This window comes from Enterococcus sp. 3C7_DIV0644 (assembly GCF_002141235.1).
Lineage (GTDB): Bacteria > Bacillota > Bacilli > Lactobacillales > Enterococcaceae > Enterococcus_D > Enterococcus_D entomosocium.
Genome location: NZ_NGLK01000001.1, coordinates 2,756,779 through 2,770,184, shown reverse-complemented (window position 1 = coordinate 2,770,184; position 13,406 = coordinate 2,756,779). Strand labels below are relative to the sequence as shown.

Below are 13,406 nucleotides of genomic sequence, written 5' to 3'. Positions count from 1 at the left end.
GATGTCTCATTCATTCGTAAGCGTCACGCATTTATTCCTAGTTTCTTTGAAATTTTTTTAATCCTAGGCTGATATTTATTAAATTTCTCCTCATTTATGTTTTTTGTTTCACAAACTTCACTTCGGTATGGTATAATCATTTTGTTTTTAAGAAAACTATGGGAATACAAAGGAGAAGGAAACATGAAAAAAACTAAAATCACTTTAATCGCTGCATCATTGCTTATGGGAGGCACTCTTTTAGCTGCATGTAGTTCAGATAACGACACAGCTGCAAGCTCATCATCAACAGCAGCTTCAACTGCTGCATCAACTGAATCATCAGATGATGTTGTTTCAACTGCTTCTATCAGTGACCAAACTTCAGTCATTGAAAAAGCATTGGGTGCAGATGGTAACTGGATCGTTGCTGTAACTGCTGACATGACATTTGATAACGATGTAACCGTTGATGGCGAATTCCATGATAAAGGCGATGACTCAGCTGATATCTACCGTAAATTTGCATTGTACTCACAAGATGAAGACCGCAACGTAACAGCTGAGTACACAGTAACTGTTCCTAAATTGATCGTTAACTCAGAAAACTTCAACATCGTTCACGGTGTAATCAAAGGTGACGTTGAAGTGAATGCAAACGGCTTTGTATTGAACGGTGCAAAAGTTGAAGGTAACGTAACATTCACTTCAAAAGAATTCCAAGATTCAGCAACACTTGACGAAGATGGCGCTTCTGTAACAGGCGACGTAACAGTTAGCGAATAATCTTTCACTGGATTTCTGTGAAATAGATGAAGAAAAAACGAGGTTGACAAGTTGATCATTGATCCTTGTCAACTTTTTTTTGTTTTTTTATAAACAATTGCATCCGCTCTCATTACTAACATTGTGTAAGTAAGAACAAAGCACAAGAAAAAAACTGGCATGCTTACGCAAAACCAGCTTCTTCTTTAGGCGCTTATTCTTCAATAACTGCCCACTTGTAATCGTATTGCGCACCGGCACCGTGAGAAACGACCCCTTTTACTTTTGGTGCACGTAAATGAGCTTCAACGTTTTGGTACACAGGGATAACCCCTTGTTGATCCATAATGATTTTCTCTGCATCCAACAAATCTTGCCAGCGGGCATCTGGATTGCCAGCATTTGTCGTGGCAGATGATTTCACTGCTGCATCGTACTCATCGCTTGTCCAACGACCTCGGTTGTATGAATTATCGGTTACAAATAGATCTGTAAAACTGCTGGCATCCGCATAGTCAGCACCCCAGCCACCCATAACGACATCAAAATCACCTGAGTTTGAACGATCAAGGCGAACGGAGAAAGGTACTGGACTTAGGCTAACTTTCACCCCATCAAGCGTATCTTGAATCGCACTTTGAATATATTCAATAGCTTTTTTGGTTGAGTCTGTGTCAGAGGCCAAAATTTCAAAACTTAAAGAATCGATTCCCAAAGCCTCTTTGGCTTTTTCCCAATGTTCTTTGGCTTTTTCTTGATCGTATTCAATGACACTTTCCGCTTCATCGACAAAATCAGTATTATCAGTTGGGTTAAAGGTCATTCCTTTTGGTATCAATCCTGTGGAAGCCAATGAACCATCACCTAAAATCGATGTCACTAATGCATCACGATCGATGGCATAAGAGATTGCTTTACGCAGATCCTCATTGCGAAATGGCGAATCTTCTTCTCGCTGATTCAACTCGATATAGGAAGTACGGGCTAATGGTTCTGACACAAACGCTTCATCATTGGCCATTTGCTGCGCCAATTCTCCTGTTAAGATGACGTCGTCCGCTTGCCCATCCTGGAATAGATTCAAGGAGGTCGATGATTCTTTTACGACACTGACATTGATCGTATCAAGTTTCACCGTATCTTTATCCCAATATTGGTCGTTCTTTTCATATGACCATTCTGTATCGGTTCCTGGACCATCAAAGCCAGCTAACACAAACGGTCCATTGTAAACGGCATTGTCGCTTGTTGAAGCATATTGATCGCCGTTGTCTTCTACGACTGCTTGGCTTTGAGGGAAGAAGGATGGAAATGCCAATAAGTATTGGAAGTATGGCGTAGGTGTCGTCAGCGTGATTTCTAATTCATAGTCGCTGACTGCTTTGATCCCCAATTCTGAGGCATCTTTTTCACCTGCTGTTATCGCTTCGGCATTGGTTACGGGCGCAAATAAGTACGCATATTCAGAACCTGTTTCCGCACTTACGGTGCGTTGCCAGCCAAAGACATAATCCGCTGCTGTTACTGGTTCTCCATTTGACCATTTGGCATCTTCACGTAATTTCAATTTATAGGTCAGACCATCTTCACTGACTTCCGCTAATTCGGCGGCACCTGCTGGTTCGGGCTTACTATCAGCATCTAAGCGGTACAACCCTTCATACACATTATTTAAAGCACTGAAACTGATCGTATCGGTGGCTAAGGATAGATCGGCACTAGGCATTTCTTGTTGAACCACAACATTAAAAATTTGTTCGGCAGCTGCTGTCCCACTACCACTTGAACTTTCACCTGTACTTGATGTCCCTCCTGTTGAGCAACCTGCTAATACGATTCCACAAACAGCGATGACACCATATCCCCATTTTTTCTTCATCTTACCTACCCCTTATGAAAATCCAAAATTTTCAGAATTATTACAAAACTCTGAATGTAAATACTGCATGTTATTATTTATGACACAAAAACAAAAAACACAAAGCGAAAGAGATCTCGCTTTGCGTTTTTTTATCTTTGGATAGAAAAGTGGATTACTCCATTTTATAGCTTTGACGCGTCACTTTACCCTCTCGTACCGCAGCGATAATAGTTGGAATAGCCCCAATCGCCGTAAAGAGATAGACCAGACCTAAGTTCCCGTAATATTGACTCGCTTCCAAATACCCTTCACGAATCAAATCAGGTAAAATACGGAAAGCGTAGAAGACATCAACGTCTGTGTAATAATTCGCTACACTGATCGACCAGTCGATACGATTCCCGACATAGACCATAATGATCATGACGATGATACTACTAATAATACCTTTTGTACTGAGTTTTCCACCTAATAATTCATACCCTTTGATGGCACAGATCGCCATTGCGATTCCAGACAATGCAGCTACATATCCCAGTTGTCCTAATAAAATAATTGCGCCGGCACCAATCAGTGAACCAAGAAACGCGCCCACTGTTCCAGCTAGCCAATTTTCTTTTTTCTGCCCTTTTTCCCGTTCTTGTGCAAGGACCGCTTCTTGTTGTTTCTTAAAGCAAGCTTCACACGCAATGACGGGAGTGCCGCCAATAGCATACAGCGAAACCGGCTCAGTGATCGTTCCGCAGAAGGTACAAGAATTTTGGTAACCTTTCGTCTTCAAGAAATTCGTCAATTGGTCCAACGCAGTACGGATCTTGTCCACAGTTTTCCCTGCAGTCATCGCTCCGCGTAATGTATAGGCAACTTGATATCCTTGGATCACACAGTCGGTGATCTCTTTTGACTCACTTAAAACTTCTTTGACTTCTTCTTGGTTCGGAAGTTCCCCCTCTTTGCTAAGGGAAAAATGAGCCACAAGAGAATAACTATTGTTATTCTCTTGAACTAAAAAAAGTTTATAACTATGATACGTTCCATAAATCACCCCGGTGGAAGTATCAACTGAGAGCCCCAACGGCTCGGCAAATTTGGTCAATGTCTTCTCGATCTTCTTATTCATTTTTCTCCTTCTTTCCAACAAACACTTACCTTTTTAGGTATAGCTAAAAGTTTAAGGAGAGTAGAAATGAAAGTCAATCAATTTGTTCAAAAAACCTAGTTTTTTTATTTATTCTGTGACAAATCGCCGCAATGCATCAGCAACCCCATGGTCTGTATTGCTAGCCGTCACAAAATCAGCTTTTGCTTTGACCAAATCGGGCGCATTCTCCATCGCAACACCGATACCAGCTGAAGCAATCATTGGCAGGTCATTAAAATTATCGCCGATCGCTAAGGTTTGCGCCAGCGGCACTTGGAAATAGGCCGCTAATTCATTTAGCGCCTTATCTTTTCCCACAGCTTGATGAGTGACTTCCAAATAATTCTCTTTGGATAAATAAAAGGCGCTTTCTAAAAAGTCAGCGTTCTGGCAGGCAGCATGAAGCGCTTGGATTTCTGCCGTTGTGCCGATCAAAAGAAACTTATGTACCTCAAAAGCTTCTTGTGCCAACAGTTGTTCCAATGAAGTTTCCAAAGGGGTCTCTTTGGTGATCGCCGCTTCTGCCTGTGCCCACTGATCCACTCTTTCGCAATACCACTGATCACCAGAGTAGACATTGATCGAAACGGCAGGAAAATCAGCTTTGATGCGAGCAACCAAAGTCTTTGCTTCTGCTTTTTTGACCTCATGACTAAATATTGGTACAAGCGTACCCGTATGATCGTACCGTCCAATCAGGGCACCGTTGTAGCAAGCCAAGGGCCAGTCTTCTATCTCTAATTCTTCAGCTATCGGTAGCATTCCTTTCGGGGAGCGAGCGGAAGCCAAAACAAAAGGAATCGCTTGCTGCTTCAACCGTTTGATTTCTTCAATCAAAACCGGATCGATTTGATGTTTATGATCCAAGATCGTCCCATCGATATCACTTAAAATAAACCCAATCTGCTTTTTTTCCAAATAAACCATCCTTTCCCATTCCCCATCCTTTTTACGAAAGCGAATTGATCCATCGCTTTCGACCAAAATAAGCGCCGTTTCCATAAAACGAAAACAGCTTTCTTGTCCTTCTTTGCTTCCAGTTTACCATACTAGCCAATGAAAAAAAGAGTGCATCGCTGCACTCTTAGGAAGTATAGATATAAAACTCGATTTCCTTCTTGATCGGCTTTTTGATCCAGCGTTTCACAGCAGCTGCCCGCTTCAAGCCCATATGCTCATAAAAACCGTAATTACAAGTGGTATCGGTATAAAGGAAAAACGGAGCTGTTTTATCATGCTGGACCATCGCTAAGAAGGAAGTAAAGAGTTGCTTGCCTACACCCAATCCTTGTGTTTTGGGACTAACGGCAAACAAACCAACTTCGGTCTGAAAAGGAATTTGTAAGTCTTTCAACATCGCTTGATTTAACTCAGCCACCTCTTTGGCATAATGCAGCAGCGTGTTTCTCCCTTGATTAGAAAGCATTAAGCAGCCAGCATGCCACATCGTTTTCCCCCAATAGCGCATTGGATGAAGCTTCTTCCCTCTTTTACTGTCTGCTAATAAGATACCGACAGCTTCACCATTTAAAAGAGCCACACGTGAATAGGTAGCACGGGCAAGTTCATAACACAAAAAGACATGAGCAAAGTGTTTGGCGGTCTTCTGGTCAAATTGCTTGTCGTAGTTCCAGCTATCAATAATTACTTGCACAAGCGCAGGCAGATCTTCTCGTTTAAATGGTCGATATGTTACTTGTTTATTCATTCTATCTTCCTCCCAGTAGTTGACTATCTTTAGTATAAAGTTTACAGTAACTGTAAAGTCAAGGAGGAGCGCCATGAAAACCAAATTAAAAGTATCGGAAATGGCACGCTTAGCGCGAATCAATCCTCGGACACTCCACTATTATGACGAGATTGGGCTATTTCAACCAAACAGCAAAGACGAAAACGGGTACCGGTATTATTCCCTTGATCAACTTTTGGATCTCGGATTGATCCTGTCATTGAAAGAATTATCGATGCCCTTAAAAGAGATTCAAACAGCGTTGCAGGGGGATGCCGAGACCATGAGAAACTTATTGGAAGCCAAGCGGCAAACCATCGATGAAAAAATTCAGCAGTTGTCCAACATCCAAAAAATCATCGAACGAAAAGCAGCGGACTTGCGTCTGGCTGCAGAAAAAACTTCCCCCTTCACCTTGAAGGAACAGCCAGAGGAGTATTTCTCCCTTAGTCCTAGATTAAACGGCAGCAGCATCCCAGAGATGATCACCCAAGCCTACGACCTTTTGATGGCACAGCCTTATCTTTTCTCGAATAACGAATACGGTTTTATGATTCGGACGAACAAAGACAATACGCAGGACATCGACTACGTTTATGTGCGGCAAGAAGAACCACAACGAGCTTCCTTCGTGAAACCAGCAGGTTGCTATTTAACCACCATTTATCAGGGGGATGACGAAGGATTGAAGCAGTTCTATCAAAAACTCAAGCAGCTGATTGCAGCGCACCAATGGCAAATCGATGACTACTTCTATGAACGATCGATCCATGAAACGACCCTTAGCAACGAGCAAGCTTATTTGACAGAGATCCAAGTACGGATTTTATCTGAGGAATAAGGATTCGTCTAAACAACACTAAAAAGTAAATGAAAAAACGCAACGACCACGAGCAGTTTCTTTCGCCTCGTTGTCGTTGCGCTTTATTTAAATCAAATGGTTTTCTTTCAACAGATCGCCAATGTAGGTATGTTCGGTTTTCTTAACGAAGCCTTCCAATAGTTTTCGTTCGATAAATGGTAGCTCCATTTCCGTGATTTTTTTCTTATCGGTCAGATAATAGACAGCTTTGGCCAAGGTACGCAGATCATAAGCGGAAGCAAACACTTCTGGTACCCCGCGTTCCACATCTAATAGCTGATAAACAGCCTCCATTGCAGTCCGAACGGAATACTCTGTTGTAAAAACAGTGTCTCTTTCAGTCTCTGCGAAATTACCGATAAAAGCTAAGTTTTTGGAGCCATTTGGAATAACCAATGGCCGATCCCCTGGCTCACGCAGCATGAAGTAGGAAGTGATAAACGGCATGTAAACCGGAACTGCCACACTTGATTCTTTTGAAATGCGTTGGATTTCTGCTTCCGGCACGCCTAAATGGTAAAGCAGTTCTTGCACGATTTCTTGTCCCGAACATTGTTCAATTGGTTTTTTGATGTAGTTTCCTGGCATATTTGACAACAATCCATACACCCATGTGATCGTTTGTTGGTCTTTTTGTTCTTTAAAGTGCGGTTGGCGATGGGTCGCAAAGCTCATCATCCAATTGGAATCTTTGATGGTGATGATCCCCCCAGTGACGATTCTGCCTGTTCGCAACTTGCGATGGGTCAATTTTTCTAAATAAGGTTCAACATCAAAATTTTGCCAAGTGACAGTTGCCGAAACAAACCAGCTTTCTTCAGGTAAGTTTTCATAAAAGACTTCTGGATGACCAAACTCAGGCGATTGCGCCGCCAAGTTTTTCCATAAACGCCAGCTACCACCAGGTGCTTTTGAGATAGGCGCTGGAGTATAATGGTCCCCTTGCGTGGAACTTTCAGTGATCGATCCGTTGGTAACAAAGACCAAGTCATCTTCTGACAAAGGAATTTCTTCGATTGCCCCCGCTTTTTCTAGCACAAGTTTTTGAGCAACTTTTTCCTCGCCCACGATCCGAACATCGATATTGCTGACTGTGCATTCATATTGGAAGTCGACTCCTTGTTCTTCCAAATAAGCAAGTAGTGGTTTGACCAATGACTCATATTGGTTGTAACGGGTAAATTTTAACGCGGTAAAATCAGGCAAGCCATCGATATGATGCACAAAACGCAACACATAGCGACGCATTTCAATCGCCGAATGCCATTTTTCAAAGGCGAACATCGTACACCAGTATAGCCAAAAATTGGATTCAAAGAATTCTTCGCCAAAAACATCTTCGATTTTTTTCCCGATCAATTGATCTTCTGAAGTCATAAATAATTGAGTCAATTCTTTTTGTGCTGTAGCAGACAAGGTAAATTCTCCATCATCTGCTGCTCGTTGGCCGCGATTGTGGATGATCCGACAGTTAGACGAATTTGGATCATCGTGATCCAACCAGTAAAACTCATCTAACACCGAAGCATCTTCCACCTCCAAAGACGGAATTGAGCGAAATAGATCCCACAGACACTCAAAATGATTTTCCATTTCTCGACCGCCGCGGGTCACAAATCCATCATGGGGAATGAATTTTCCGTCTAATGAACCGCCTGATAAAGAAAGTTCTTCAAGGACGTGGATTTTCTCACCCGCCATATGGCCGTCACGGATCAAGAAGACTGCCGCAGCAAGTCCTGCTAATCCACCACCAACAATATAGGCTTCTTTCTTTTCGACATCTTTCGGTTTTCTGCTTCTTGCAAAAGCTTCGTAATTTCCGTTCGTATATCTCATGTAGATCCCTCCTAATATTGGTACGTTTTTATGGTATCAGTAACTATTTTTTTTGACAAAAATTTGTACTAGTAAAATCAAGTGATTTTGACAAATCGGCCTTTTTGTCAAAAAAACAAGGGCAAAGTCCCACCTTTTAGAAGATCTGCGCCCAGCACAAAAAGCGCCCCTAAGAAAACTGATTGCAGCTTTCTTAGGGGCGTTTCTAACAAAGGACAAACCCTTTGCCTTTTCAATAAAATATTTATTTCACGCGTAGAGCGAAGCTAGCAGTCGAAAAGCCTGATTGTGCTTCGGTGACTGTATAACCCGTGCTTGGCGCATGGATATAGCTTGTATTACTTGTAGCGATCGCTACATGGTAGGTATTCCCTTTTTGACCCCAGAACAGCAAGTCGCCAGCTTGTGCTTGCGAGACAGGAATGATCGTCCCTGCGCTTTCTTGTGGGACTGTCCAATCACCGATGTTTTTGCCCGTCACTTTTAAGAAGACGTAGCGTGTAAACCCAGAACAGTCGAAGACATCTGGTCCTTTGCCTCCCCATTGATAAGGAGTGCCGATATGTTTTCTAGCTTCTGCAACGATCGCTGCTCCGTTCACGCTCATCGGAACATTAGTATTGCCTGCGTTGTTATTGTTGCCAGGAGTCGTCGCACTGACTTCTTTGACATATGCTGCAGATACCCAGCCACCAGTTGATAACTTATACCAAGTGGTATTGCCATTGACTGACGTGCCTTGTTTTTGAGCCACTGCTTTGAAGGTCGCATTACTGCCCAAACTGCTGACCACACTTGCAGAAGTCGATGCATTTGAGCGCACATTCATCCCAGTGGTTGTTTGGAACGTCTTATTGATGGCTTGCTCACTCGCATTGCTTGAGCCGTTTGATGAACCAGTATTGTTTGAACCTGTGTTTGAATTATTGTTATTACTTGTATTTCCAGAACTAGACGTGACGTCACGCACATATGCCGCTGTGATCCAGCCACCAGTCGATACTTTGTACCAAACATTGGTGCCGCCAACGGATGTGCCATTTTTCTGGGCAACGACCTTCACCGTCGTGCTGTTGCTTAGGCTGCCAACGACACTGCCGCTTGTTGACGCACTCGAACGAACATTTAATGCCGCTGTTGTTTTCACGTTCTTGCTGATAGCCGTTTCTGCAGAAACACTTGTATTGCCGCCAGAAGAACTATTGCCTGTGGAGCTACTGGAAACATCTTTGACATAGGCTGCCGTGATCCAACCGCCTGTGGACAATTTGTACCAAGTGGTCGTGCCATTCACCGATGTCCCACTCTTTTGTGCAACGACCTGTACTGTCGCATTACTGCTCAAACCGCGTACGACACTAGAACTTGTCGTTGCATTTGAACGGACGTTCAATGCAGTAGTCGTTTTCACTGATTTCGAAATTGCTTTTTCCGATGAAGAAGACGACGAATTGGACGAGCCTGTATTGGCAGAAGAAGAGCCTGAGGTGCTCTTCACATAAGCCCCTGAGATCCAGCCGCCTGTTGATAGCTTATACCATATTGTATTGCCATTCACTGAGGTACCGTTCTTTTGAGCCACCGCAGTGATTGTTGTATTTGCTCCTACACCACTTACGATAGAGGCACTTGTTGAAGCATTTGAACGAACATTCAGTGAAGCTGTTGTTTTAAATTGTCGATTGATCGCCGTTTCAGCTGACGATCTGGCAAGAGTAGCAGTTGTGTTGGTTGATGACGAAGCGTTCGTCGTTTCGGTCGCATGAGCAAGAGACGTAAAGACACCTGAAGTTGATGCTAACGCTGCTGTGATACCCAATCCTTTTTGTACGAAAAGGGACCGTTTTTGTTTCACTAAACGCTTCCGTTTGATTTTCCGAGATTCCAATAAAACACCCCCTGTACCCCATTTTAACAAAACGTGTCATTTATTTTCCTGCGTTATTCTTTTTAATCACTTTCTCTTTGACGCTGACCACTGACACAATATTTACAAAGATTTCTATAAACAACAAAAAAATGCTATTTCATTCAACGTTATTTTAATTCGCGAATAAAAACAGGATTTTTTTTTGCAAACAAACCCACTTTTTGAAAATCAAGACTGTTATTTGAATAACATTTCTTTCCTGATCCCCTTTTTCAAAAATCGATACTAAAATCACCCATTTATCATTCCTTTTTTACACACGGGATTCTGTGAAAAAGTTTTTTCAAAAAGAATGCTTCTTTCACCAGTGTGATCGACGCTATGATGAAATCCTGTTACATCGCTTCCAACCGGATACGAATTTTTTGATAGAGAAGTCACTCACTTCTACCGTAAGAAATATTTTCACAATGTATTTCATACGAAAGTTTATAATACCAAGGAGAAAACCAAGAATTTGCATAAGTTTGTGAAATTATGCTATACTAAAAAAAAGGAAGAGGTGACCGAGTATGAAAACAAAGACGAAAGAAAAAGTTTATGCTGAACGACAACATAACTACAAAACGAAAAAAGAAGAGATTTTCAAAAAAGCCCTAGATTCCGTACCGACCACAGACAAGAAAAAAGAAGAACAGAAAAAGAAAGCGTAGACTCCTGCGTTTTCTTTTTTTGTTGATCTGTAAAAAGACGAGGCTTCGCCAAAGGGTGGCGAGTCTCGTCTTTATTGTAATCGAAAAAAAGCAGGCTATGATACTTTCTATCTCAACCATTGTCAATTCACCTTGAAAATCACCGAATGACTACCATCAATGCAATAAAGGGAAACTCTTCCTCAAAAGAAGCGACAGTTTCTTATTCCAACGAATCTTAAACACAATATTTAGTAGGCGAAAACACGTTCCTACAATATATTGTGGATAAACCTGTTGAAACTGTGCATAACTAAAAAGCCTGCGATTTTTTCGCAGACTTTTTTATTTATTGACATGCTTGAATTAATCTAGAGATAAATAATAGCTCACATTATCTGGTAACGGTTTAAAGCCATTCTTTTTGTAAAAATCCGCTGCGGGCATACTTTCTTCGGTATCTAACAGGATCGTTGGAATCTCTTTCTTGAGCAGATCCTCTTTGATCCTTTCTAAAAAAGTGGAACCCAAGCCCTTTCCTTGGTGCTTGCCTGTAATTAAAAAGGTGTCGACCACATACTCTTTTCCTTGATACCAGGGCTTGATAAAGCCTAATGAAAGACCAATCAATTCATTCGATGCTCGGTTTGTTAGTCGATAACCAATAAAAGTATTCATTGCCATCATTGATGATACATAGTCGGTGATTTGCGGCACTGTCAATTGGTCATTCCATGGTTCTGCTGAAAATACAGCAATATAGTGGTCCACGACTTCTACTAAATCTGCCGTTGTTAATTCACGCATGCTTACGTTCTTTTCCATCCTATCTCCTGCTTCCATTTCTATTTCGGTAAGAGCCTATACTCGAAGAATCCACTAATTTTTGTGCGTGTATCAATCATCGATTCGTTTTGCATAGCCATTGCCATAATTGATATAACGGCGCTTTTGGTTGACGGCCATTTTTTTATGAATCTCTGCTTCAAGATCAATGGAAAGGATTTCTGCTAACCCAAGAAGATAAATCGCCACATCCGCCAATTCTTCTCCTACCTCTTGTTGCTTCCGATAGGCATCAAAGGCCTCCCCTATTTCACCATATAAAGCCAAAAACTCTTTTTCAATATTGGTGACATTGAATTGGTGATCAATCTTGTTTTGATAAATCGCTTTTTGCATTTCTGATAGTTTCATAGTCGCTCCTTTTGGGATAGTATACCATTTAATTAAAATTCAAAATAGAAACTTAGTAAAAAAATCACCTCAAAAAATAGTGACCCCAAAACGTTAGAATTTTGATCTAACTTTTGTAGGTCACTATAATATAGGATTCCCTTTTTTTATTCTGCCCGCTCCAATTCAGCAGATTTGATTGCAACCCGTTGAGCGATTTTTAAAAATGGAAAATAGATTGCTACACAGACGACGATGATGATCACTTGAACCAAAACAACTTTAAAATCCCCTTTTGATGCCAACAATGCACTAAGAATTGGTGGTGTCGTCCAAGGAACCATCACAGAAAGTGGCTCAATGAATCCTACTGCGGTAGCAAAGTAGCCAATCAACGTCGCCACAATTGGACTTGCAACGAAGGGAATGATCATGGGTAAATTGAAGACGATCGGTAAACCAAAGATGATTGGCTCATTGATATTAAAAATACCCGGAGCTAGGGATAGATTGACGACATCCCGAAAAGGTTGGTAATTGCGGACGAATAAGAGCACTGCAATGATCAAGCTGATCGTAAATCCAGTCCCGCCTAGTTGTGCGAAAACCGTCACGAATGCTGAATTTAAGATATTGGGCGGCGCAGCACCGTCCTGCACGGCTTGCATGTTTTCATTCATATTGACTAACAGCAATGGATCTAATAAGGTGCCATTGATGACGGTTTGGTGAATGCCTAAAGTAAACAGAAAGTTGCCCGTTGAATAGATGATCAAGAACCCAAAAATCGATGTGTTCAATAAACGCAGTGGTTCTTGGATCACTGTGGAAATGATTTGAATCAGATCGGTATCAAAGGCTGCTAGCACGGTCGCAACTAAGGCAAAGAAAGAAATCACTAAAATAGCAGGGATCAACGTGCTGAAGGATTTGCTGACGGCAGGAGGAACTTGATCCCCTAAATTGATTTTTAAGTGCTTGTTTTCTGATAGCCGAATAAATAATTCCGTGGCAACTAGCCCACAAATGATTCCAGAAAACATCCCTTTGGTCCCGACATCATCAAACAGCATCACACCACTGATGGTCACTTCTGCTTGGGCGCCTTCTGGCATCACGGCATGAGCCATCGCCAACATGACCACTAAGCAAGTCGTTGCCACAAAAGTTGCATTGATAGCGCTTGGATTATTTTTGTTGCGACAAAGGAAGTAGGCGATCATCGGAGCAATCAGCAAACCGGCGATATTCAATGTTCCATTGGTGATGGAATTGCCAAACACTTGCATTCGCGCCAAGGCAGCCCCTTCTAAGAACCACGGAAAGAAGACATTATTAAACAACACAGCGATCCCTGCGATAATAAAGGCAGGCATTAAGGTCGCAAACGCATCACGAAGACTTTTGAGATGAACCTGATTGCCGAGACGGACCGAAAACTCTGTAAATTTATCTAAAAACGTGCGCTTTTCTGCTGCCATTTTCTGTTCCT

Annotated in this window: 12 protein-coding genes; 3 read left to right on the top strand and 9 right to left on the bottom strand. The window is 41.9% G+C overall.

Annotation, left to right across the window (positions count from 1 at the left end; genetic code table 11):
• The first annotated feature begins 183 nt into the window (after positions 1-183).
• Complete coding sequence (locus tag A5877_RS12985; protein ID WP_005237347.1) at positions 184-765, top strand: polymer-forming cytoskeletal protein; 582 nt, start codon at positions 184-186, stop codon at positions 763-765.
• A gap of 193 nt (positions 766-958) precedes the next feature.
• Here the strand turns inward: A5877_RS12985 and A5877_RS12980 are convergent, their stop codons facing one another.
• The 4 genes from A5877_RS12980 to A5877_RS12965 all read right to left on the bottom strand — a co-directional run bounded on the left by A5877_RS12980 (position 959) and on the right by A5877_RS12965 (position 5,454).
• Complete coding sequence (locus A5877_RS12980; RefSeq protein WP_005237349.1) at positions 959-2,623, bottom strand: peptide ABC transporter substrate-binding protein; 1,665 nt, start codon at positions 2,621-2,623, stop codon at positions 959-961.
• A gap of 154 nt (positions 2,624-2,777) precedes the next feature.
• On the bottom strand, positions 2,778-3,725 hold the full coding sequence (locus A5877_RS12975; RefSeq protein ID WP_086316951.1) for a hypothetical protein: 948 nt from the start codon (positions 3,723-3,725) through the stop codon (positions 2,778-2,780).
• A 108-nt stretch (positions 3,726-3,833) separates the two neighbouring features.
• Entirely contained in the window at positions 3,834-4,673 is an 840-nt protein-coding gene (locus tag A5877_RS12970) for a Cof-type HAD-IIB family hydrolase (RefSeq protein WP_005237353.1), read from the bottom strand.
• A 157-nt stretch (positions 4,674-4,830) separates the two neighbouring features.
• Positions 4,831-5,454: a GNAT family N-acetyltransferase gene (locus A5877_RS12965; RefSeq protein ID WP_008377258.1), complete on the bottom strand. Its 624-nt coding sequence runs from the start codon at positions 5,452-5,454 to the stop codon at positions 4,831-4,833.
• Positions 5,455-5,527: 73 nt separating this feature from the next.
• Here A5877_RS12965 and A5877_RS12960 point away from each other — a divergent pair, with 73 nt between their 5' ends.
• Complete coding sequence (locus A5877_RS12960; protein ID WP_005237356.1) at positions 5,528-6,316, top strand: MerR family transcriptional regulator; 789 nt, start codon at positions 5,528-5,530, stop codon at positions 6,314-6,316.
• An 87-nt stretch (positions 6,317-6,403) separates the two neighbouring features.
• Here A5877_RS12960 and A5877_RS12955 read toward each other — a convergent pair whose 3' ends face one another.
• Together A5877_RS12955 and A5877_RS12950 are read right to left on the bottom strand one after the other, a co-directional pair.
• Positions 6,404-8,176, bottom strand: coding sequence for an oleate hydratase (locus A5877_RS12955; protein WP_086316950.1), 1,773 nt, complete (start codon positions 8,174-8,176; stop codon positions 6,404-6,406).
• Positions 8,177-8,420: 244 nt separating this feature from the next.
• Positions 8,421-10,064 carry an SH3 domain-containing protein gene (locus A5877_RS12950; protein ID WP_008377254.1) on the bottom strand — a complete coding sequence of 548 codons (1,644 nt, stop codon included), beginning with the start codon at positions 10,062-10,064 and terminating at the stop codon, positions 8,421-8,423.
• Between the two features lie 554 nt (positions 10,065-10,618).
• Between A5877_RS12950 and A5877_RS17220 the strand changes: the two genes are divergently transcribed.
• Positions 10,619-10,759 carry a hypothetical protein gene (locus tag A5877_RS17220; protein ID WP_005237363.1) on the top strand — a complete coding sequence of 47 codons (141 nt, stop codon included), beginning with the start codon at positions 10,619-10,621 and terminating at the stop codon, positions 10,757-10,759.
• A gap of 345 nt (positions 10,760-11,104) precedes the next feature.
• Here A5877_RS17220 and A5877_RS12945 read toward each other — a convergent pair whose 3' ends face one another.
• The 3 genes from A5877_RS12945 to A5877_RS12935 form a co-directional block, all read right to left on the bottom strand.
• Entirely contained in the window at positions 11,105-11,563 is a 459-nt protein-coding gene (locus A5877_RS12945; protein WP_086316949.1) for a GNAT family N-acetyltransferase, read from the bottom strand.
• A gap of 72 nt (positions 11,564-11,635) precedes the next feature.
• Positions 11,636-11,935 (bottom strand): MazG-like family protein, encoded by a 300-nt coding sequence (locus tag A5877_RS12940; protein ID WP_086316948.1) that lies wholly within the window; start codon positions 11,933-11,935, stop codon positions 11,636-11,638.
• Between the two features lie 146 nt (positions 11,936-12,081).
• A complete protein-coding gene (locus tag A5877_RS12935) occupies positions 12,082-13,395 on the bottom strand; it encodes a PTS sugar transporter subunit IIC (protein ID WP_005237366.1) in 1,314 nt (437 codons plus the stop codon).
• Between the last annotated feature and the right edge of the window lie 11 nt (positions 13,396-13,406).